This is a genomic window from Marinobacter sp. LQ44 (assembly GCF_001447155.2).
Classification (GTDB): Bacteria; Pseudomonadota; Gammaproteobacteria; order Pseudomonadales; family Oleiphilaceae; genus Marinobacter.
In genome coordinates, this window is record NZ_CP014754.1 from 2784321 (window position 1) to 2804366 (window position 20046).

Annotated in this window: 20 protein-coding genes; 8 read left to right on the plus strand and 12 right to left on the minus strand. The window is 61.1% G+C overall.

Annotated elements, in window-relative coordinates; genetic code table 11:
* Nucleotides 1–37: 37 nt before the first annotated feature.
* From ASQ50_RS12760 to ASQ50_RS12770, 3 genes are read right to left on the minus strand one after another with little or no spacing between them, the layout of a single operon-like run.
* Complete coding sequence (locus ASQ50_RS12760; protein ID WP_058091480.1) at nt 38–1102, minus strand: YeeE/YedE family protein; 1065 nt, start codon at nt 1100–1102, stop codon at nt 38–40.
* Nucleotides 1103–1111: 9 nt separating this feature from the next.
* The gene (locus ASQ50_RS12765) at nt 1112–2434 is read right to left on the minus strand and encodes an FCSD flavin-binding domain-containing protein (protein WP_058091479.1); all 1323 of its coding nucleotides are present in this window, start codon (nt 2432–2434) and stop codon (nt 1112–1114) included.
* Between the two features lie 28 nt (nt 2435–2462).
* Entirely contained in the window at nt 2463–2786 is a 324-nt protein-coding gene (locus ASQ50_RS12770; protein ID WP_058091478.1) for a c-type cytochrome, read from the minus strand.
* Nucleotides 2787–3010: 224 nt separating this feature from the next.
* Here ASQ50_RS12770 and ASQ50_RS12775 point away from each other — a divergent pair, with 224 nt between their 5' ends.
* The 7 genes from ASQ50_RS12775 to ASQ50_RS12805 all read left to right on the plus strand — a co-directional run bounded on the left by ASQ50_RS12775 (nt 3011) and on the right by ASQ50_RS12805 (nt 10441).
* Nucleotides 3011–3715 (plus strand): response regulator transcription factor, encoded by a 705-nt coding sequence (locus ASQ50_RS12775; protein ID WP_058091477.1) that lies wholly within the window; start codon nt 3011–3013, stop codon nt 3713–3715.
* Nucleotides 3712–5046 carry a sensor histidine kinase gene (locus tag ASQ50_RS12780; protein ID WP_058091476.1) on the plus strand — a complete coding sequence of 445 codons (1335 nt, stop codon included), beginning with the start codon at nt 3712–3714 and terminating at the stop codon, nt 5044–5046. The genes ASQ50_RS12775 and ASQ50_RS12780 overlap by 4 nt, the downstream gene beginning before the upstream one ends.
* 88 nt (nt 5047–5134) lie before the next feature.
* Nucleotides 5135–7108, plus strand: a complete 1974-nt coding sequence (locus tag ASQ50_RS12785) for a TonB-dependent receptor domain-containing protein (protein WP_058091475.1) — start codon at nt 5135–5137, stop codon at nt 7106–7108.
* A gap of 8 nt (nt 7109–7116) precedes the next feature.
* Entirely contained in the window at nt 7117–8265 is a 1149-nt protein-coding gene (locus tag ASQ50_RS12790) for an ABC transporter substrate-binding protein (protein WP_058091474.1), read from the plus strand.
* A complete protein-coding gene (locus tag ASQ50_RS12795) occupies nt 8262–9356 on the plus strand; it encodes a FecCD family ABC transporter permease (RefSeq protein WP_058091473.1) in 1095 nt (364 codons plus the stop codon). Before ASQ50_RS12790 ends, ASQ50_RS12795 begins: the two co-directional genes overlap by 4 nt.
* Complete coding sequence (locus ASQ50_RS12800; RefSeq protein ID WP_058091472.1) at nt 9353–10138, plus strand: ABC transporter ATP-binding protein; 786 nt, start codon at nt 9353–9355, stop codon at nt 10136–10138. Before ASQ50_RS12795 ends, ASQ50_RS12800 begins: the two co-directional genes overlap by 4 nt.
* Before the next feature lie 24 nt (nt 10139–10162).
* Nucleotides 10163–10441, plus strand: coding sequence for a DUF2218 domain-containing protein (locus ASQ50_RS12805; RefSeq protein WP_058091471.1), 279 nt, complete (start codon nt 10163–10165; stop codon nt 10439–10441).
* A gap of 136 nt (nt 10442–10577) precedes the next feature.
* On the opposite strand, the gene trpC is transcribed toward ASQ50_RS12805, so the two are convergent.
* From trpC to rpe, 6 genes are all read right to left on the minus strand, one after another.
* A complete protein-coding gene (gene trpC, locus ASQ50_RS12810) occupies nt 10578–11390 on the minus strand; it encodes an indole-3-glycerol phosphate synthase TrpC (protein WP_058091470.1) in 813 nt (270 codons plus the stop codon).
* 164 nt (nt 11391–11554) lie between these two features.
* Nucleotides 11555–12583 (minus strand): anthranilate phosphoribosyltransferase, encoded by a 1029-nt coding sequence (gene trpD, locus ASQ50_RS12815; protein ID WP_058091469.1) that lies wholly within the window; start codon nt 12581–12583, stop codon nt 11555–11557.
* 17 nt (nt 12584–12600) lie between these two features.
* Nucleotides 12601–13179, minus strand: a complete 579-nt coding sequence (locus ASQ50_RS12820; protein WP_058091468.1) for an aminodeoxychorismate/anthranilate synthase component II — start codon at nt 13177–13179, stop codon at nt 12601–12603.
* Nucleotides 13180–13195: 16 nt separating this feature from the next.
* Nucleotides 13196–14683: an anthranilate synthase component I gene (gene trpE, locus ASQ50_RS12825; RefSeq protein WP_058091467.1), complete on the minus strand. Its 1488-nt coding sequence runs from the start codon at nt 14681–14683 to the stop codon at nt 13196–13198.
* A gap of 236 nt (nt 14684–14919) precedes the next feature.
* Nucleotides 14920–15609, minus strand: coding sequence for a phosphoglycolate phosphatase (locus tag ASQ50_RS12830; RefSeq protein WP_058091466.1), 690 nt, complete (start codon nt 15607–15609; stop codon nt 14920–14922).
* Complete coding sequence (gene rpe, locus ASQ50_RS12835) at nt 15606–16292, minus strand: ribulose-phosphate 3-epimerase (protein WP_058091465.1); 687 nt, start codon at nt 16290–16292, stop codon at nt 15606–15608. The genes ASQ50_RS12830 and rpe overlap by 4 nt, the downstream gene beginning before the upstream one ends.
* 95 nt (nt 16293–16387) lie before the next feature.
* Between rpe and ASQ50_RS12840 the strand changes: the two genes are divergently transcribed.
* Nucleotides 16388–17311, plus strand: a complete 924-nt coding sequence (locus tag ASQ50_RS12840) for a DUF3530 family protein (protein ID WP_082888485.1) — start codon at nt 16388–16390, stop codon at nt 17309–17311.
* A gap of 25 nt (nt 17312–17336) precedes the next feature.
* Here ASQ50_RS12840 and ASQ50_RS12845 read toward each other — a convergent pair whose 3' ends face one another.
* From ASQ50_RS12845 to ASQ50_RS12855, 3 genes are read right to left on the minus strand one after another with little or no spacing between them, the layout of a single operon-like run.
* Nucleotides 17337–18092 (minus strand): DnaJ domain-containing protein, encoded by a 756-nt coding sequence (locus ASQ50_RS12845; RefSeq protein WP_058091463.1) that lies wholly within the window; start codon nt 18090–18092, stop codon nt 17337–17339.
* On the minus strand, nt 18089–18781 hold the full coding sequence (gene murU / locus ASQ50_RS12850) for an N-acetylmuramate alpha-1-phosphate uridylyltransferase MurU (RefSeq protein ID WP_058091462.1): 693 nt from the start codon (nt 18779–18781) through the stop codon (nt 18089–18091). The genes ASQ50_RS12845 and murU overlap by 4 nt, the downstream gene beginning before the upstream one ends.
* Entirely contained in the window at nt 18778–19824 is a 1047-nt protein-coding gene (locus ASQ50_RS12855) for an aminoglycoside phosphotransferase family protein (RefSeq protein ID WP_058091461.1), read from the minus strand. Before ASQ50_RS12855 ends, murU begins: the two co-directional genes overlap by 4 nt.
* Nucleotides 19825–20046: the final 222 nt, after the last annotated feature.

Sequence of the window (20046 nt, forward strand, 5' to 3'; positions counted from 1 at the left end):
GACTACCTCGAATTGATCAGAACCATTGGCCGTGCGCTTAGCGGCCGGCAGAACTGCCGCCACTGAAACGAAGCGCCAGGCGTGAGCCTGCTACTATACCGGCAAGGGCCAGAAAACTGGAAATTGCCAGGGTGGAAAAGCCACTGAGCCCCTGCCCCAGTGTGCAGCCTATCGACATGATGCCGCCCACGCCCATCAGGAATCCGCCGACGATGGCACGGCCATTGTGGCCTGGGCTGGTGAAGCTTTGCCAGGCAAACTCCCGGGTGAGCAGCGACACCAGAAGACTGCCCGCTACAATGCCCGCTACCACGGTAACCCCGAAGCGCAGAGAGGTGCCGGTGGAGAGCATCAGGTACTGAAGGCTGTCGCCCACCGGTGCGACAAAGGTGAGAGACGCCAGCCGAACCGGGTCAAAGTCGTCTGCGCCCAGCACCCCGGTGATCCACCAGCCTGCAGCCACCAGAAGCCCGATCAGCAGCCCGCCCAGCCAGTCCCGGGGCGAGGTCCGGAATGCCTGGGAAGACAGTGCCCAGGCAGTCAGCGCCAGAGAAAGCAGGCCCGCCAGAACCAGGCGACCGGTCTCTGTGTCGAGCCCCAGGGGCGCCGTCACAAGGGTTAGATCGGTGGCAGGAAGGGTAGGGCGGTACAGATCTTCCATCCATAACCGGAATTCAGCCAGCACGCCGGACATGGTCATATAGGCAGCAATGCCAAGCACCAGCAGCACCAGTAACGAGCGCAGATTGCCGGTGCCCAGCAACACCAGCGAGCGGGCGCCACAGGCGTTGGCCAGGGCCATGCCATAGCCAAACAGCAGGCCGCCAACAATCAGCGCGACCACTGGTAAACTGGTCGGGTGGTAAGGTGTGCGGGTGAGATTGATACCCGCCTGCCAGGCCAGCCACTGGCTGCTGACCAGCGCGACCGCCATGGCCAGGGCGAAGGCCCTTAGCCGGCGGCTGTCGTTCTGCTGCCAGCGATTAAACAGGCCCCGCAACAGGCAGAACCGGCTCCACTGGGCGATCATGCCGTACACTACGCCGAGCAGGGCGCCGGCCCAGAGCACGGCGCTCAGGTGGTTTGCAAACAGGTTACCCATCGTCCCGGCCTAGCGGCGCGTGCCCCAAGTGTCCTGGGTGATGGCGCTGTACCAGCCCGACGCGTAATCGGCTTCCAGTTTGCGGAAGGTGGCATTGGCATCGCTGGGGCTGACACCGCCGGAGGACTCGTGAATCAGGCCTTCCTGAATCCGGTACACCGCAGCCACGGAAATGCCGTATTCCGGGTTGATCAGGCTGTAACAGGTGTTGGCCCAGGACGGCTCCAGCGGCCGCTGCCCTTCCAGGGCGGCAATAATGGCCGCCGCGGCCACCTTGCCCTGGGCGTTGGCGGCAAAGCCGGACTTCGGCATCGGCGCGGCAATGGTGGCGTCGCCCACCACGTAGATGTCTTTTACCTGGGTGGACTCGAAAGTAACCGGGTCCACCGGCACCCAGCCGGACTCATTGGTTACGCCCGCCCGGTCAGCAATAAAGCCGGCCTTCTGGGGCGGCACCACGTTCAGCACCGAGGCCTTGTGGATGGTGCCGAATTCGGTTTCCACTTCCCGCTTGCCGGCATCAACGCGAGTTACCTTGCCGTCGCCAGACAGCCCGACCCACTCAATTCGGTCGCCGTGCACGTCTTTCCAGCCCTGCATGAACAGGCCCTGCTTGGAGAAGTTGTCCTTGGCGTCCAGGATCAGCACCTTTGAGCGCGGTTTGTGCTGGCTCAGGTAATGGGCCACCAGGCTGGCCCGTTCATAGGGCCCGGGCGGGCACCGGAACGGATTGGCGGGCGCCGTCAAAACGAACACCCCGCCGTCGTCCATGGCTTCGATCTGGCGGCGCAGGAGTCGGGTCTGGTCGCCGGCCTTCCAGGCATGGGGCGCCTGTTCTGCCGCGGCCTGGTCATAACCTTCGATGGCGTTCCAGCGAATATCAATGCCCGGAGACAACAGCAGTTTCTCATAACGGATGCTGCTGCCATCGCCAAGGCTGACCGTGCGGGACACCGGGTCAACGTCCTGGGCCGTGGTGTGAACGACCCGGACACCCAGCTCACGCAGCTCGTTGTAGTTGTGGCTGATGCTGTCCATGGTGCGCATGCCCGCCAGTACCAGGTTCGAGAACGGGCAGGTGTAGAACACCTTGTTGGGTTCAATCAGAGTGACGTCCAGATCCGGTGCGTTGCGCTTCAGGTACTTGGCGGCGGTGGCGCCACCAAAGCCGCCGCCCACCACCACAACCCGTGCCGACAGGTCTTTACGGCTTGGCCCGCCAAGGCTGCTGCAGGCGCCCAGCAGAGGCAGGGCAGAGGCCGCGCCCATCAACTTGAGCAGATCACGACGGGACGAGTTCAGGCCCTGATTCTTGATGTTTGATTTGGTCATGGTCTCGATTCTTCTGTCGTGGTGATAATCAGCGCTGCTGGGCGGAGCCGATGCGCGAGAAATACTGGGCCAGGGCTTTCAGCTCGTCATCGGAATAGCCCTTGGCAATCCGCGGCATGACGGTGGCCCGGGTGGAGTCACTGTGCTTGAACTCCATCAACTGGTTTTCAAGCGCTGTGGCGGGCCGGTTGGCGATTGCCGGGATAACACCGGCCAGCTTGCCATCGGTGCCATGGCAGTTGGCGCAGGACGCGGCGAGCAGCGCGGTTTGCGCGGCATTTGCCTGGTCGTCAGCCAGCGCCGGCAAGGCCGGCAGCAGCAAGGCAAAGGTCAGAGCGAATCTTGTTTTCATGGAGTGGTCTGCCCGGATTAACTGGATGATAGAACAGCTAATTTACTGGGCCAGACCTTGGGTAGGCCAATAATATGGGGGTATATGATATTCGCTTTGGTTATTAGAATTCCTGGTTATTTCGGGTTCCTGGGAATAAGTCTCAACGTTGGCAGTCGCGTGATTGGTAAATGATAATCAACTGCATATGATAAGGTGAGTTGATAAGCTAAGGTTGCCTGGTAATGTCCTCTGGTACCCAGTCCCGCCCAAGAATCCTGATTGTTGAAGACGACCAGACCCTGAGCGATCAGCTATCAGGGCTGCTGACCAGCAAGGGGTATCAGGTTCAACAGTGCTTTGAGGGCGACCAGGCCCTGCTTGACGCGCTCAGCCTGCGGCTGGACCTGATCCTGCTGGATGTGTTGTTGCCCAGGATGAACGGGTTTGATGTCCTGGAGCGCCTGCGAAAGACCCGCCAGACGCCGGTCATGATGTTGACCGCCTGTGGCGCCGAGGAGGAGCGTATCCTGGGTTACCAACAGGGTGCGGACGATTATCTGCCCAAGCCGTTCAGCTTTACCGAATTGCTGCTCAGGATCGAAGCACTGCTCCGGCGCACCCTCAAGGCAGGCGACCAGCGTGCCGACCCCACGGAACTGGTGGTTGGTAATCTGACGCTCAATCGCGCAAGTCTGTCGGTGGTTTGCAACGGCGAGGTAATTTGCCTGACGCCCATCCAGTTTCGACTGCTTTGGATGCTGGTCCTGCACCAGTCGGAGACTCTCAGCAAACCCTACCTGTACCAGGTGGTGCTGGAAAAGGAGTTCAGCCGTTATGACCGGAGTCTGGATATGCATTTGAGCCGGGTGCGCCGCAAGCTGGTTGAGGCCGGCATGGCGGCTGACCGCCTGCAGACTGTCCATGGCCGGGGGTACTGTTTTCTGTGAGCCGCAAACTCTGGTGGCGCCTTTGCGGCACCCTGGCCCTGGGTACGCTGGTGCTGGTCTGGGTGATCTCCTTTCTGGGGGACACCACCGAACAGCAGATGAGCTTTATCGCCAAGCACCATCAGGACACTCTGAAGCAATGGGGGCGAACGGCCGAGCGACTATACCTATCCGGCGATGAACAGGCGCTGGCAGACTGGCTGGAAAACCTTCAGGTGCAGGAGGATACCTGGGCGGCGGTGGTGCAGCCGCTGGCTGGAAGTGAGTTGTCCGGGCAGTTTATGGAAGGCTTTCGTCTTGGCCGGAACGTAGAGTGGAAAATCCATCTCTACTTCGCGGACAACCCGATCATGGACATGACCTTTGCCGATGGCCACACCCATTTTCTGATTACCCTGCCGCAACGGATGCGCCCGGGCACCTACCTGCCGGAGATGAAGCTGTTCCTGAAAGTGGCCTTGCCGTTGGTGGTACTGTTGGTGCTGTCGCTGGTCATTTACCGGCATGTGATGAATCCCATCCGTCAATTGGAACTGGCTACCCGTCAGTTCAGTGAAGGTAACCTGGGAACCCGGGTGCGTGCCCTGCTGGGTAATCGCAATGATGAACTCACCGCTCTGGCGGATACCTTTGACCGCATGGCGGAGCGTATTGGCGATCTGATCCTGTCCCAGCGCCGTCTGATTGCTGACCTCTCTCACGAGTTGCGAACCCCGCTGACCCGGATCGATATGGCCGTCAGTTGCGTTGAGGAAGGCATTGATACTCACCATTTCCTGCCGCGTATCCGGCGGGAGTGTGATCTGATGCGGGCGTTGGTGGAAGATACCCTGACGCTGGCCTGGCTCGAGAACGAACAGCCGGACCTGGGCAACGAATACCTGAACCTGACCGACCTTGTGGACACCATCGTTGAGGATGCCCGTTACGAGAACCCCAGCCGCAGGATTGTGGCCGAATTGCCCGATCAGGCCATGCTGGCGGGGAGCAGTCACCGGGCCATAGCCCAGGCGGTTGAGAATGTCGTGCGTAATGCCTGTCACTACACCCCGGCGGAGGGCTGTATCCGGATCGTGCTGGAGCCCCAGGACAACGGATACCGGCTGTCGGTCAGCGACCAGGGGCCGGGCGTGCCGGCCGAGCAGCTTGATCTGATCTTCAAGCCATTCTTTCGGGCCTCCCGCACCGGTCAGTCCGGGCCAGGCGGGCATGGACTGGGGCTATCCCTGGCTCGTCGTCAGGTTGAGGCCATTGGTGGCTGGATTCAGGCCCGGAATCGGCCCGGCCGGGGACTTCAAATGGATCTGTGGTTTCCTGCGTCACGTTTGTAACAAATGTAAAAGTCGTTCACTTCCTCGATTTTCTAATCGAGAATGCGCCCCAAATAGGAATCATTTTCAGTATTGGAGCGCAGTACCCATGGCAAATCTAGGAACTGAATCCCGAGTGGGTGGTTTTCGTCGCAACGCCTTATGGCTTGCCCTGGCCGCATCCCCCCTGGCCCATGCAGACCCGGTGTCCCTTGAGCCGATACAGGTGACCGCTGAACGGGAAGCTGCCAGCGATATCGTCATTGACCGGCAGAACCTGGATCGTTACCAGGCGGATGATCTGAACGACGTGTTTGCCGGCCGCCCGGATGTCAATGTGGGGGGTTCGAACAGCATTGCCCAGAAAGTCTATGTGCGGGGCTTTGAAGATCCCCTGCTGAACGTGTCAGTGGATGGCGCCACCCAGGCCGGGGCGCTGTTTCATCACTCCGGCCGTCTGTCGGTGGAACCTGAGCTGCTCAAACAGGTTGAGGTCAACGCCGGGGCCGGTCGGGCCACGGATGGCGCCGGTGCCCTGGGTGGTTCAATCCGTTTCGTGACCCGGGATCCGGAAGACCTGTTGCGACCGGGAGAAAACGCTGGTGCCCTGGTCAAGCTGGGTTCTTTCTCCAACACCGACGGCTACAAGGCAAGCGGCACAGCCTTTGGCCGGCTGAGCGATAACTGGAGCACCCTGGTGTCTGTCAGCCAGAGTGATCACGAGCCCTTCAAGGATGGGAACGGTGAGCGTGTTGCCGGCAGCGATGCCCGTCAACAGCTTGGCTTTGCCAAACTGGTGGGCCAGTTGCCGGCCGATCAGACCCTGAAACTCAGTCACGAAGTCCGCACCGACAAGGGAGAACGGCCCCAGCGCCCACAGTGGATCGTCAGTGGTTTCAATCGCCTGTACGACCTTGATGGCCGCCGGGATACCACCACTCTGAATTACGGATTCGCACCCTCCGGCAATGCCCTGGTGGATCTGGAAGCAACCGTTTACCACACCGAGTCCGACATCGAGCAGAACGTTGAGGACCGCTGGGGTCGCTACTTCGGGTTCAGCAAGAACACCGGCGGCGACCTCCGCAATACCAGCCGTTTCGGCGAGCACAGCCTCACCTACGGCGTGGACTACCGGGAAGACAAGGTCAACGCCGGCTACGAGGACGACAAGAAAGCCGAACAGCAGACCGGTGAAGTGCTGGGTATCTACCTCCAGGGTGATGTATGGCTCACCAGCCGTCTGCTGTTCAGTGCCGGTGCCCGCTATGATGACTACCGGCTCAAGGACAACAATGACCAGCGCTTCAGTGAGGACGAGGTCAGTCCGAACGCCAACCTGGCCTGGGAGGTGGTCGACGGTTTGACGCTGAAGGCCGGCTATGCCGAGGCATTTCGTGGGCCCACCACCCAGGACTCCTTCAAACTGGAAGGCTCGGAAAACGATCCCGACCTGAAGGGGGAAAAGGCCCGCAATACCGAAGTCGGTTTCGACTACCGCTATGACCGCTTCCGCCTGTCTGCGGAGGTGTACCGTTCCGAGATCAAGGATGCGATTGCCGACCCGCTGCTGCCTTTCCGGGAGTCCATCTACAAGAACATCGGTGACCTGGAGTCCGATGGTTACCTGATTTCAACCGGTTACCAGTGGCAGGCGCTGTCCGCCGGGCTCAGTTTCCACAGCAACGATGCCGAAGTGGATGGCCAGCCGTTGACCGTTTACGAGCATAACCTGCTTGGCAACACCATGGGCGACACCTGGATTGCTGATCTGGCCTACCGCTGGGACCGCAACCTGGAGTTCGGCTGGCAGGGCCGGTTCGTCAGGGGTATTGATGGCCTGGAAACCTCTGTGGGTACCATCGACAAGCCCGGCTACGGCGTACACGACGTGTTTGTCCATTGGCTGCCCACCGGCAGTGAAAACCTGAGACTGACCCTCACGGTCAAGAACGTCGGTGACAAGCAGTACCTGGATCATGCCAGTAACGCCGATTACCAGCATATCGAGGACTACGAAGGCATTGTCGGTATGCCCGAACCCGGTCGTGACATTCGCCTTGGCCTGGCCATGCGGTTCTGAGGTCGCTGATGGCATTGTCACCGTTTGTCGCCGCCCTGCTGGGCGGCGTTCTTCTGATCCAGGCTGGCGTGGTCCAGGCGGCGAGAACCGTCACGGACCTGGCCGACCGGCAGGTGTCCATCCCCGAGTCCGTGAACCGGGTGATACTGGGTGAGAGCCGCTATATACCGGCGCTGGCGATTCTGGACGGCGATGCAACGATTGATCGCCTGGCCGGCATATTGCCGGATTTCGAACAGACCGACCCCGGTGGTTATGCCCAGTATCTGGAACGCTTTCCCGCATTGGCGGAGGTGCCCAAGGTGGGGCATGCATCTGCCGACAGTTTCAGTCTGGAATCGGTGCTGGCCATCGGGGCCGACCTGGCCATCTTCAGCCTGGAGGGCCATGGTCCCGGCGCCCACAACAGGGCGTTGATTGAGCGCCTTGAGCGGGCTGGCGTGGCGGTCGTGTTTGTCGATTTCCGACAGCAGCCCCTGGTCAATACACCCCGAAGTATGGCCCTGCTGGGAGATGTGCTTGGCCGAGAGCAGGAGGCGCAGAGGTTCAACCGTTTCTACCGGGAGGAGCTTGCACGGGTCAGTGAGGTGGTATCTGACATCCCTCCGGACAACCGGCCCAGGGTGTTTCTCCACAGCCGGTTAGGCCTGCATGACAGCTGCTGCGAAACCATGGTCCGGGGAATGATGGGGCGCTTCATTGACGCCGCGGGCGGGCGCAATGTGGCGGCAGACCGGGTGCCCGGGGTTTCCGGTGTGATGAATCTGGAGTATCTGCTCAGTGACCCTCCCGATCGCTATCTGGCCACGGCCATTGGTTCGCGCAAGTACCAGGTGTCCGACGCGGATCAGCCCTATGTGATGCTGGGGGCAGGTGTTGATGGGCCGATGGCCCGCGAGTCGTTCCGCCGAGCGACGGATCGGCCCGGGCTTCGGGCCCTGGAGCCAATCCGGGAGCAGCGGGCCATGGCGATCTGGCATCACTTCTATAACACACCGATGAACGTGGTAGCGGTTCAGGCGCTGGCTCGCTGGCTGCACCCGGAGGCGCTGTCTGAACTGGACCCGGAGCAAACCCTGGAAACCTTTTACCGGGAGTTTCAACCGGTGCCCCTGGATGGCCGTTACTGGATCACGCTTGGCGAGGAAACGCTATGACGTCGCCGAGTGCAGGCGCTGCCGCCAACCGGACAGGCACGCCGGCGGATGGCGGGCTGGCGAGCCAGTACCGCCGTTTTGTGTTCCGGCGGGTACTGTGTCTGGCCGGTCTGGTGACTGCGGCGGTGGCTGCTTTGCTGGTGGACATCGCCTCGGGGCCGGCCATGCTGGGTTTGCTGGACGTGATTCGCGGGCTGTTGAATCCTGAAAGCCTTAATGCCGGCACCCGGGTGATCATTCAGGACATCCGGGTGCCCTACGCGTTGATGGCGGTGGTGGTAGGCGCCTGCCTGGGCCTGGCCGGCGCCGAGATGCAGACCGTACTGAACAACCCCCTGGCCAGCCCGTTTACCCTGGGCGTCGGCGCGGCTGCCACCCTGGGGGCGTCGCTGGTTATCGCCTTCAATATCTCGGTATTGGGGTTGGCGGCCCATGTGCTGTTGCCGCTGTCGGCCTTTGTGTTCGCTGCGGCCGCCTCGTTACTGATTCTGGTACTGTCACGTAGCCTGGGCGCTTCGGTGCATGCGGTGGTGCTGTTCGGTATTGCCCTGTTATTCGGTATCAACGCGGTGGTGGGACTGATCCAGTTCATGGCCGACGCCGAGTCGGTCCAGCAGATTGTATTCTGGACCATGGGCAGCCTGGCCAGGGCCAGTCTGGACAAAGTGGCTATCGTGGCCCTGGTGCTGGCGGTGTGCCTGCCGTTTTCCCTTCGTAATGCCTGGGCCATGACCCTGCTGCGCAGTGGTGAAGAGCAGGCCCGCAGTCTGGGCATCCGGGTGGAGCGCATGCGCCTGGTGGTGCTGATGCGGGTGAGCCTGTTGACGGCGGCGGCCATGTGTTTCGTTGGGGAAATCGGTTTTATAGGCCTGGTGGCACCCCACATTGCCCGGTTGATGCTGGGGGAAGATCACCGTTTCCTGCTGCCGGGCAGCGCCCTGGCCGGGGCCGTCCTGCTGTCGTTGTCATCCATCGCCAGCAAGCTGCTGGTGCCGGGAGTGGTATTGCCGGTGGGGATTGTGACCGCCCTGGTAGGTATCCCGCTGTTTATCACGCTGATCATCGGCCGCAGCAGGAGGGCTGCGTTGTGACCCTGAAACTGCAATCCGTGACCGCCGGCTACCGGAACCGATCCGTCTTCACCGGACTTACCATGCCCGAGATACCCGCGGGCTCACTGGTGGCCGTGGTTGGCCCTAATGCCGTGGGTAAGTCCACGCTGCTGAAATCCATTGCCGGCCTGCTGCCGATTGCCGGCACCATGACCTTTGCCGGGGAAAACCTGGCGGCGATTACCGCCCACCAGCGCATTCGTCGTGTCGGCTACCTGCCCCAACCACTGCCCCAGGCCATTCCCCTGGTGGCCTACGAAACTGTGTTCAGCGCCTGCCGCTCTGCTCGCGGCGACTGGTCCCGGGAAGAGACCGAGCTGGCGATTGAAGAGATCTTCGACACCCTGGGTATCCGGCAACTGGCGCTTCGGCGGCTGTCGGAAATGTCTGGTGGTCAGCGCCAGATGGTAGGGCTGGCCCAGGTTCTGGTGCGCCAGACGCCATTGATGCTGCTGGACGAGCCCACCAGCGCTCTGGATCTGCACTGGCAGCTCAACGTGCTCAACGCAGTGCGTGACGCCACCAGCCGGACCGGCTCGATTGCCTTGGTGGCCAGCCATGATCTCAATCTGGCCCTGCGCTATTGCGACCAGGTTCTGGTGTTGTCTCCCGGCGGCCAGGCCGTGCTGGGCTCCCCGGCCCAGGTACTGACGCCGGAGCTGCTGGCCAAAACCTATGGTATCGAAGCCCGAATCGAACAATGCTCTCGTGGACACCCCATCGTGCTGGCGGATCGTCCGCTATCCGCCAGTGTTAACTGACGCACTGATATCGAGGAAACTGCCATGCCAACCATGAACGCCCAAGTGGCCAGCACCGATCCCGGTCGCCTGATCAATCGCCTGTGCAAACACTTTCGCCACAAGATTGAGGCTGAGTGGAGCGAGACTGATGGCAGGCTGACTTTCTCCATTGGCGAATGCCGGCTCGAAGCAGCAGACGGTAAGTTGCTTATGCGGTGCCAGTCACCCACCGAGACAGAGCTGGAGGAACTGGGCCAGGTGGTAGCTTCCCACCTCATCCGCTTTGCCGGCGATGAGGTGGATGAGGTTCATTGGAGTTAGACGGACGACGGGATCAGTTTTGTCGGACGAAAACGCAAAAACAGCGCCACGGCCAGAAGGGGGCGGTCAGTATCGGGTTGTCGGAATCCTTGCCGGTCTCTGCGTCCATACTTGCCTCACCCGTTTATCCTGTGAATCAGCCAAACAGCTCCTGCAGTTTCTCACCCGGGTCTGGCGCGCGCATGAAAGATTCACCCACCAGAAACCCGTAAATGCCCCGGCTGGTCATGGCCTCAACATCTGAACGGGTCATGATCCCGCTCTCGGTAATGGTCAGTCGGTTTTCGGCAATCCGGTGGTGCAGTTCAAAGGTGGTGTCCAGCGACACTTCGAAGTTGTGCAGGTTGCGGTTATTGATGCCCACCAACGGTGTGCTCAGGGTCAGGGCATCGTCCAGTTCTTCGCCGTCGTGTACTTCCACCAGCACATCCAGGCCAATCTCGTGGGCAATACCTTCCAGCTCCTGCATCTGGTCTTTGGTCAGGCAGGCGGCAATCAGCAGAATGCAGTCGGCACCAATGGCCCGGCTTTCATACACCTGATAGGGCGCCACCATGAAGTCCTTGCGGATCACCGGCAGGCTGCAAGCCGCGCGGGCTGCTTTCAGGTAGTCTTCGTGGCCCTGGAAGAAGTTTTTGTCAGTCAGCACTGACAAGCAGGCGGCACCGCCTTTTTCGTAGCTTTCGGCAATGCGTTCCGGTTCAAAGGGATCTCGCAGGATGCCTTTGCTGGGTGAAGCCTTCTTGATCTCGGCAATGACCGCCGGCCTCTGAGCTTCGATGCGGGTGCGCAGGGCATTGGCGAATCCACGCGCAGGAGCTTGGTCGCCCGCCATGGCTTTCAAATCCGCAATCGAAACCTTAGGCTTACGTTCATCAATTTCTTCCCATTTCCGGTCAACGATTTTACGCAGGATGGTGGGAGTCTTATCCAAATGTCTGTCAGTCATAGCAGGCCCGTCTAAAGTATGCGAGACCGGTTGCGGGGAGGCTTTCCAAAACTCTCTGTAGCCAGGGATGGCTACAGCGAAGCCCTACAGGGACGTACTTGTGGGCGTGTTTTGGAAAGCCTCCCCGCAGCCGGTCGCCCAGCAGCAAAGTTAAAGGCGCGTGATTAAAAGCACTGTGAAAAATCAGCCAGCTCCGACATCTTGCCAGCCGCGAGTCCCGAACCCATGGCATCGAGTGCCATATCAACCCCTTCTCTGGCGGTCCTGGCCAGGCCGGCGACATAAATGGCTGCGCCGGCGTTCAGGGCGATCATGTCGCGGGCCTTTTCGGTGGTTTCGTCGTGGCTGCGGCCGAAAGCGGCGCGAATGAGTTTCAGAGATTCATCGGCACCATCCACCGACAGACCCACCAGCGACTGGCTCTTGATGCCCAGGTCTTCCGGCGTCAGGTCGTATTCGCTGATTTCGCCATCTTTCAGTTCGGCTACGTGGGTGACGGTGGCCAGGCTGATTTCATCCAGGCCGTCCTTTGAGCAGACCACCATAATGTGTTCTGCGCCCAAACGCTGCATCACTTCTGCCATCGGGCGGCACAGTTCCCTGGTGAACACACCGATCAGCTGGCGAGTGACGCCGGCCGGGTTGGTCATCGGGCCAAGGATATTGAAGATGGTCCGGCAGCCCAGCTCCCGGCGCGGTCCGATAGCATGTTTCATGGCGCCATGGTGGGCCGGCGCAAACATGAAACCGACGCCGATCTGTTCGACACAGCGGGCCACTTCTTCCGGTTTCATGTCCAGATTGATGCCGGCCTTTTCGATCAGGTCGGCGCTGCCGCTCTTGGACGATACGCCCCGGTTGCCGTGCTTGGCGACGAAGCCGCCGGCTGCAGCCACCACGAAGGCTGAGGCAGAGGAGACGTTGAACAGATTGGCGCCATCGCCCCCGGTGCCGACGATATCCACCAGCGGGCTGGCGTTAATGCTGACCTTGGTGGCCAGTTCACGCATCACTTCGGTGGCGCCGGTGATTTCGTCGATGGTTTCGCTTTTCAGGCGCAGGCCCATCAGAAATGCGCCGATCTGGGCGTCGGTGGCTTCGCCATTCATCACGATGCGCATCACATCCTTCATCTCGTCCCGGGACAGGTCCAGGTTGGAGGCAATGCGGTTCAGTGCTTGTTTCATGTCCATGGGGCGTCGGCCTCTTGTTATGTTCTCAGGAAGTTGCGCAGCAGTTCGTGGCCCTGTTCGGTCATGATCGACTCGGGGTGGAACTGCACGCCTTCGATGGGCAGGGTCTTGTGGCGCACGCCCATGATTTCTTCAACGGAGCCGTCGTCGTTGCGGGTCCAGGCGGTCACTTCCAGGCAATCGGGCAGAGTGTCTTTGTCAATCACCAGGCTGTGGTATCGGGTGGCCTGCAAGGGATTGTTCAGGCCCCGGAACACGCCGATATCCTTGTGGTACACCGCCGACACCTTGCCATGCATGACTTTGCCGGCACGGATAATATCGCCGCCGAACACCTGGCCGATGGACTGGTGGCCCAGACAAATGCCCAGAATCGGCAGCTTGCCGGCGAAGTGGCGAATGGCGTCCATAGAGATGCCTGCCTCGTTGGGCGTGCAGGGGCCCGGGGAAATCACCAGCCGTTCGGGCTTCAGGGCTTCAATCTGCTCGATGGTGATTTCGTCGTTCCGGTATACCTGCACATCGGCACCCAGCTCCGCCAGGTACTGCACTACGTTGTAGGTGAAGGAATCGTAGTTATCGATCATCAGCAACATAATCTGTTCCTCCGCCTCAATGGTCGTAGTCGTTGTAGGTCATGGCCACGGCCTTGAAGATGGCGCGGCCCTTGTTCATGGTTTCTTTCCATTCGAGGCGGGGAATGGAGTCTGCCACCACGCCGGCGCCGGCCTGGATGTGCAGGGTATTGTCCTTGATCACCGCGGTGCGGATGGCGATGGCGGTGTCCATGTTGCCGTTGAACGACAGGTAGCCAACCGCGCCGCCGTAGACGCCACGCTTCACCGGTTCCAGCTCGTCGATGATTTCCATGGCGCGGATCTTCGGTGCGCCGCTGAGGGTGCCGGCGGGCAGGGTGGCTCGCAGTACGTCCAGGCAGCTGGTGTTTTCTTTCAGCCGACCGGTCACGTTAGAGACAATGTGCATGACGTGGGAATAACGCTCCACGATCATCTTGTCGGTCAGTTTGACGGTGCCGGTTTCCGATACCCGGCCGGCATCGTTGCGCCCCAGGTCGATCAGCATCAGGTGCTCGGCGATTTCTTTGGGGTCGGCCAGCAGTTCTTTTTCCAGGGCCTTGTCCTCGGCATCGGTGGCGCCGCGTTTGCGGGTGCCGGCGATGGGGCGGACGGTGACTTCCTCATCTTCCACCCGGGCCAGGATTTCCGGAGAGGAGCCGACAATGTGGAAGTCTTCCAGGTCCAGGAAGTACATGTACGGCGACGGGTTCAACACCCGCAGCGAACGATACAGGTTCAGGGGCGGTGCCTCGAACGGGATCGACATGCGCTGGGAGATGACGGTTTGCATCACGTCGCCGTCCAGCACGTAGCCCTTGATTTTGTCCACCGCGGCTTCGAATTTGTCCTGGCTGAAGCCGGAAATAAAGTCGCTCTCGTCCACCACCTTGCCGCGCAGATGTTCCGGTGTGCGGGGGGCGTTGGCGGTCTGGCGGTGCAGCTGGCTTTCCAGTTCGTCGATGCGGGCCTGTGCTGTCTGGTAGGCACCGTCAATTGACGGGTCCGCGTGCACAATCAGGTGCAGCTTGCCGCGCAGGTTGTCGAACACCACGATTTCATCGGACACCATCAGCAGGATATCCGGGGTGCCGATCTTGTCGGGCGGGCAGCTGTGGCGCAGGCGTTTCTCGATGTAGCGCACGGTGTCATAACCGAAGTAACCCACCAGGCCACCATTGAAACGGGGCAGTTCCGGCAGGTCCGGGGCATGGAATCTCTTCTGGTAGTCGTCCACGAAAACCAGGGGGTCGTCCACTTCGGCCTGTTCAACCACCTTGCCGTTGCGGCTGACCTCAATGCGATGGTCGAAGACTTTCAGCACTTCCCGGCTGGGCAGGCCAATAATGGAATAGCGGCCCCATTTCTCGCCACCCTGTACCGATTCAAACAGGTAGGAGTAAGGCCCACTGGCCAGTTTCAGATAGGTGCTGAGGGGCGTGTCGAGGTCCGCCAGTACTTCGCGGTACACGGGGATACGGTTGTAGCCGGCTTCAGCGAGCTCGTGGAATTGCTCGGGTGTCATGGTTCGGTTTCCTGAAATCTGATCTGCGTTTTGTCAGAACGGTGTTACACCGCTGTGACCGGTGGTGCGGGCAAACAGGCATGCGCCATCAGCCCCGTGGCTTGCTCAGCCGGTGCGCCATCGCCACCATCGTGTTGCGCGGGTTGTCAGGATGCCTCGCGCTGCAGTCAGATTCAGTCCCTGCACGGCAGGAATCTCCCGAATTGATGTGTTCAAAATAAAACGTCCTTGTGAGATTACAAAAGCTCGGCCAGCGAATCAACAACAGCATCTGCACCGAGACTGTCTACTGGCCCGCCAAAGTTGTAGCCGTACCGCACGGCTACGCATGGGATGCCCGCGGCCAGGGCGGCTTTTACGTCGGCTTTGGAGTCCCCGACCATCACCGTGGTGCCCCGTGTGCCGCCCAGTTTTTCCATGGCGTGCAGCAAGGGCGCCGGGTCCGGTTTTTTCACTGGCAGGGTATCGCCACCGACCGAGAGGTCGAACCACTGATCCAGACCGGTTTTTTCCAGCAACGGCTGAACAAACTGGTCAGGTTTGTTAGTGACCACGGCCATCCGGCAGCCCAGTTGCCTCAGGTGGTCCAGGCAGTCATGGACGCCGGGAAATACCTCTGAATGCCGGCCATTCAACTGGCCGTAGGCGTGATAGAAAATGGTCAGGGCGTCGTTGAACAGCGCCTCATCTTTAGCGGTGGCGGGTTCCCAATCGGTTTTTCCGGCCAGGGCCCGGCGCACCAGAACCTGGGCGCCGTTGCCAACCCAGGTGCGCACCTTGTCCAGGCCTGCCGGGCTACGCCCCAGGTGCTCCAGCATCTGATCCACGGCGGCGGCCAGATCCGGTGCGCTGTCTACCAGGGTGCCGTCCAGATCAAACAGGGCCACGCCCGGCCAGCGGGCGTTGAACAGGCCTTTCAGGCTCATCCGCCGATCACCTTGCGGGCCTGTTCCAGTTCGGCGCGCATGGCGTCGATGGTGGCCTTGTAATCCGGGGTGTTGAAGATGGCGGAGCCGGCCACGAAGGTGTCGGCACCGGCCTCGGCGATTTCCCGGATATTGTCGGTTTTCACGCCGCCGTCGATTTCCAGGCGAATGTTGTAGTTGCTGGCATCAATCTTCTTGCGGGCTTCCTTGAGCTTGTCGAGGGTGCCGGGGATGAACTTCTGGCCACCGAAGCCCGGGTTGACCGACATCAGCAGCACCATATCGAGCTTGTCCATCACGTAATCCATGTGGCTCAGCGGGGTAGCCGGGTTAAACACCAGCCCGGCCTTGCAGCCGCCGTCGCGGATCAGTTGCAGGGAGCGGTCTACGTGGTTGCTGGCTTCCGGGTGGAAGGTGATGTAGCTGGCACCGGCGTCAATGAACATGCGGATCAGGTCATCCACCGGGGAGACCATCAGGTGCACATCGATGGGTGCGGTCACGCCATGCTTGCGCAGGGCCTCGCACACCATGGGGCCGATGGTCAGGTTGGGGACATAGTGATTGTCCATCACATCGAAGTGAACCACGTCGGCACCAGCGGCCAGTACGTTGTCGACTTCCTCGCCCAGGCGGGCGAAATCAGCGGAGAGAATGGATGGGGCAATCAGGTAAGGGTTCATCAAAGGCTCTCTTGATCAGGTGAGTTATCGGCGGCACAGGAACCCTGCTAGTCTATCAGTTTGCCAGGCATTTTCGCAGCGCGAGGTAAGCGGTTTTGATCACAGGTCGAGCAGGTATTGGGGTTCTCTGGTTGCTGTTGGCCGGGCTGGCATTGACGGTATCGGCCCAGGAGAGCGAGCCGGAACCGGGTCAGGGCACACAACAGGCTATGGAAAGCAGGGCGACGGCGGTGACCGGCCTGGGCGAGTGGTCGTTGGCCCGGATGTTTCCTGAGCGGGCGGTGTGGCTGGATCTGGATGACGATAGCCGGGCACTGGCGCTGTTCCAGCCAGAGCTGAAAACACCGGCACGTGGCGCGCTGATTGTGCTGGCAGACGAGGGGCAGGCAGCGGCTGAAGGTCTGGCCGGCGGGCTTCTTGATACCCTGGCGGAGCGTGGCGTGGCAGTGATGACACTGGGGCTTCGGCCGCCTCCGGAAAGTGTGGTTCGGCGCCGGCAACAACGGCTGGTGCCAGAGCCGCAGGAGACAGCTCCGCCTGAGGATGACCAGCTGCAATCCTCGGTGATGATTGACGTGGCTGAGGAAGAAGCCCTGGAGGAGGTGATGTCAGACTACCGCGACTCTATCCGCGAGCTGCTGGATGCCGCCGCTGGTGAGCTGCAGCGGCGCGGATACGAGCGCCCGGCGGTGTCGGGTATTGGCTGGTCGGCCGATTATGTGACGGCCTGGGCACTGGGCCAGGGGGCGTTGTCCGGGGTGATCTGGCTGGCGCCACATTTCTCCGGTGAACGGTTGCCGGAATTGCCCGCTATGTTGTCGGCAGACAGGCCGTGGCGGGTTCTCGACCTGCACGCCATGGATGACGCCGGCCGGCATCCGGCGGTTGCGCGGGCGGCTGCCCTGGCGCGGGAGCAGGTCAGTGGTTATCGGCGCCAACCCATGGCATTGTCAAACCCACCACAACGGGCCGATGCGGAGCGGGTGGCCAGCCGGATTCAGGCATGGATGAATCGCTGACCGGTCCGGCGGCTGCGGCGACGGCTTACAGTGGGCGGTGGCGTTGTTTGATCAGTTCCCAGGCCTGCTGGTAGCGAAGCAGTCGATCCTTGGCCATGGCCAGTTCTGATGGTGTCAGTTTCTGCTGGGCGAGTTTGTCTGGATGACATTCGGACACCTTCTTTCTGTAGGTCCGTTTGATGGATTGCAGGTCTTCCCGTCGGGTCACACCGAGGATCTGGCAGGCCTGTTCATAGGTATCCGGTTTGGCTGCAGGGCCGGCGTTACGGATCCAGACTTTGCTGGCGTAGCTTTCAAAGATGTCGTCGCTGACCGCCACGGGCAGGCCGATGTGATCGATGGCATCTTCGCAGCGGTAGCGCCGGGCTTTGCCGGGCTGGCCCAGTACCTGGGCACCGTGGCACAGGCAGATGGCCGTCTTCAGGGCTGGTCCGGGCCATATCGCTGCCAGCAAACGGAACAGCAGGCCCTGCCTCAGGGGTAACTGGCTGGCGGCCTTGCCCCGCTGGAACTGGTCAATGGCCTTCTTGCGCTGGCGGTTGGAGAGGCCAAGGGCTTTCATCAGGGCCTCGGCGTAGCGGATGTCTGCTTCCATCACCCGGCCATCGGCCTTGGCAATGTAGCCGAGGAAAAAGAACAGGGGTTTGCGGCACCAGCGCGGCAGCCTCGCTCTCTCCATCAGGGTGCTGGCCTGGTGCCCGCAACTGGACAGCTCCTTGAGCAGGTCGGAGAACACCGACTCCAGTCTGGCGGGTAACGGTGGCGTGCTGGCTTTGCTCATACCTGACGCCTGCCGTCGGCGAGTTGCCTGTCCAGCTCGTCCAGTCTGGCCGGGGTCCCAACATCCACCCAGCGGCCACCATGATAGAGGCCTCGAACCTGATGGCTTGCCATGGCCTTGCGAAGCACCGGGCCCAGCTTGCCGGACGTGTCATCCAGGCCATTGAACAGCTTTCGGTGCAGCAGGCTGATACCGGTGAAGGTGAGTTTGCTGCCGCCGCTTGTGGTCAGGGCGCCATCGGCTTCGAGGTGAAAATCCCCCTCCGGGTGGTGCTCGGGGTTATCCGTCATCACCAGAACGGCAAGGCAGTTATCCTGTTCCGGAGGCCGCAGGTCCGATAACGAGACATCGCTCCAGATGTCGCCATTGATCACCAGAAACCAGTCGTCTCCCCGGTCGGTCAGCAATGGCAGCGCCCGGACGATGCCGCCGGCGGTTTCCAGTGGCTCGCCCTCGGCGGAGTAGCGAATGCTCAGGCCAAACTGCTTGCCATTGCCCAATTGCTGCTCTATCTGCTCACCCAGCCAGGCGTGGTTGATGACGACGTCGCGGAAGCCCGCGTCACGCAGGTGTTCCAGGTGATGAACGATCAGCGGCTTGCCGCCGGCGACCAGGAGTGGTTTCGGGGTGGTCAGGGTCAGCGGGCGCATGCGTTCGCCCTTGCCGGCGGCCAGGATCATGGCTTTCACTGCTGGCTGCTCTCCTGCCCGGGAACGGGGCCAATACGCTGTTCAATGGCGGGCAGTACGCGGTCGCACAGCCATTCATGGAAGTGTCGGAGCGCCGGTTGCCGGGCGCTGGCGTCTCGCAGGTAAGAAACGGTGCGGGGGATATCATCCAGGTACCCGGTTTTACCATCCCGGATTGCCAGGCGGGCAAAGATACCGGCGGCCTTCAGGTGCCGTTGCATGCCCATCAGCTCAAACCATTGCCGGAAGGTATCCGGGTCGGCGCGATGCAGGCCGGCCGCGAGGCCGGCGGTGCGGAAATATTCGAGCCAGTCGGCGATCTGGTGTTCGGGCCAGCGCACGTAGCAGTCTTTCAGCAGGGAAACGACATCGTAGGTGACCGGTCCGCGCACTGCATCCTGGAAATCAATCACCCCCGGGCGCGCGCTGCCGGCAAGTACCAGCAGGTTCCGGGAATGGTAGTCCCGGTGCACCGTGACCTCCGGTTGTGCCAGGGCGCTCTCCTTCAGAAGCGCAAAGGTGGTGTCCAGCAGCGCCCGTTCCTGATTGCTGAGTGTCAGTTGCAGGTGTTGCTCCAGCAGCCAGTCGGGGAACAGCGCCATCTCCCTGTCCAGCAGGGCTTCATCGTAAGGTGGCAGCGGGTAATTGCCCGGCGAGGACACCTGGCCGATCCTGACCAACTCATCCAGTGCCTGCCGGTACAGTGTCTCGGCGTTGGTCTGGGCCAGGGCTGGCAGCATCAGCTGGTCGCCAAAGTCTTCCAACAGCAGGAAACCCTGGGCCAGGTCTTCATCGGCAATGGCCGGGACCATAATGTCTTGCTGGCGCCAGTGCCGGGCAATAGCCACAAAGGGCTGGCAGTCTTCGTGCTCGGGCGGGGCATCCATAACGATAAACGGCACCGGGGCTTTGCCAGTGGTGCTTTGCCAAACCCGGAAGTACCGGCGGAAGCTGGCGTCACCGGAAACCGGCTCGGGGCTGGCGGTTTCAAAACCGGGTATGTGCCTGACCCATTCGGTCAGCCGTTGCAGGCGGATATCCATGGTGATGCTGCGCTTCCTGAGTTCAATGACTGAGTGCAAACGTTAGCAGAGCAGTATAAAGAGCGTAAAACGGATTTGCAGCGGTGTTTCCGTTAACAAGCCCGTGGGGCGCGTGTAAACTAGGCAGCTGTTTTTCTTCAAGCCCCATTCACCCGGAACAGGAACTTCGCTACCGTGCCCAGCCGTTACCGTTACCTGTCGTGGCCCCAGCACCGGTTCGCC

What these genes read in the sequence shown, in the direction of transcription:
- ASQ50_RS12760 (WP_058091480.1), bottom strand. Translation starts at nt 1,102, where the DNA reads ATGGGTAACCTGTTTGCAAACCACCTGAGCGCCGTGCTCTGGGCCGGC.
- ASQ50_RS12855 (WP_058091461.1), bottom strand. Translation starts at nt 19,824, where the DNA reads ATGGATATCCGCCTGCAACGGCTGACCGAATGGGTCAGGCACATACCC.
- ASQ50_RS12770 (WP_058091478.1), bottom strand. Translation starts at nt 2,786, where the DNA reads ATGAAAACAAGATTCGCTCTGACCTTTGCCTTGCTGCTGCCGGCCTTG.
- ASQ50_RS12775 (WP_058091477.1), top strand. Translation starts at nt 3,011, where the DNA reads ATGTCCTCTGGTACCCAGTCCCGCCCAAGAATCCTGATTGTTGAAGAC.
- ASQ50_RS12820 (WP_058091468.1), bottom strand. Translation starts at nt 13,179, where the DNA reads ATGTTGCTGATGATCGATAACTACGATTCCTTCACCTACAACGTAGTG.
- trpD (WP_058091469.1), bottom strand. Translation starts at nt 12,583, where the DNA reads ATGGACATGAAACAAGCACTGAACCGCATTGCCTCCAACCTGGACCTG.
- ASQ50_RS12805 (WP_058091471.1), top strand. Translation starts at nt 10,163, where the DNA reads ATGCCAACCATGAACGCCCAAGTGGCCAGCACCGATCCCGGTCGCCTG.
- rpe (WP_058091465.1), bottom strand. Translation starts at nt 16,292, where the DNA reads ATGAACCCTTACCTGATTGCCCCATCCATTCTCTCCGCTGATTTCGCC.
- ASQ50_RS12765 (WP_058091479.1), bottom strand. Translation starts at nt 2,434, where the DNA reads ATGACCAAATCAAACATCAAGAATCAGGGCCTGAACTCGTCCCGTCGT.
- trpC (WP_058091470.1), bottom strand. Translation starts at nt 11,390, where the DNA reads ATGACTGACAGACATTTGGATAAGACTCCCACCATCCTGCGTAAAATC.
- ASQ50_RS12830 (WP_058091466.1), bottom strand. Translation starts at nt 15,609, where the DNA reads ATGAGCCTGAAAGGCCTGTTCAACGCCCGCTGGCCGGGCGTGGCCCTG.
- ASQ50_RS12795 (WP_058091473.1), top strand. Translation starts at nt 8,262, where the DNA reads ATGACGTCGCCGAGTGCAGGCGCTGCCGCCAACCGGACAGGCACGCCG.
- ASQ50_RS12845 (WP_058091463.1), bottom strand. Translation starts at nt 18,092, where the DNA reads ATGAGCAAAGCCAGCACGCCACCGTTACCCGCCAGACTGGAGTCGGTG.
- ASQ50_RS12790 (WP_058091474.1), top strand. Translation starts at nt 7,117, where the DNA reads ATGGCATTGTCACCGTTTGTCGCCGCCCTGCTGGGCGGCGTTCTTCTG.
- trpE (WP_058091467.1), bottom strand. Translation starts at nt 14,683, where the DNA reads ATGACACCCGAGCAATTCCACGAGCTCGCTGAAGCCGGCTACAACCGT.
- ASQ50_RS12785 (WP_058091475.1), top strand. Translation starts at nt 5,135, where the DNA reads ATGGCAAATCTAGGAACTGAATCCCGAGTGGGTGGTTTTCGTCGCAAC.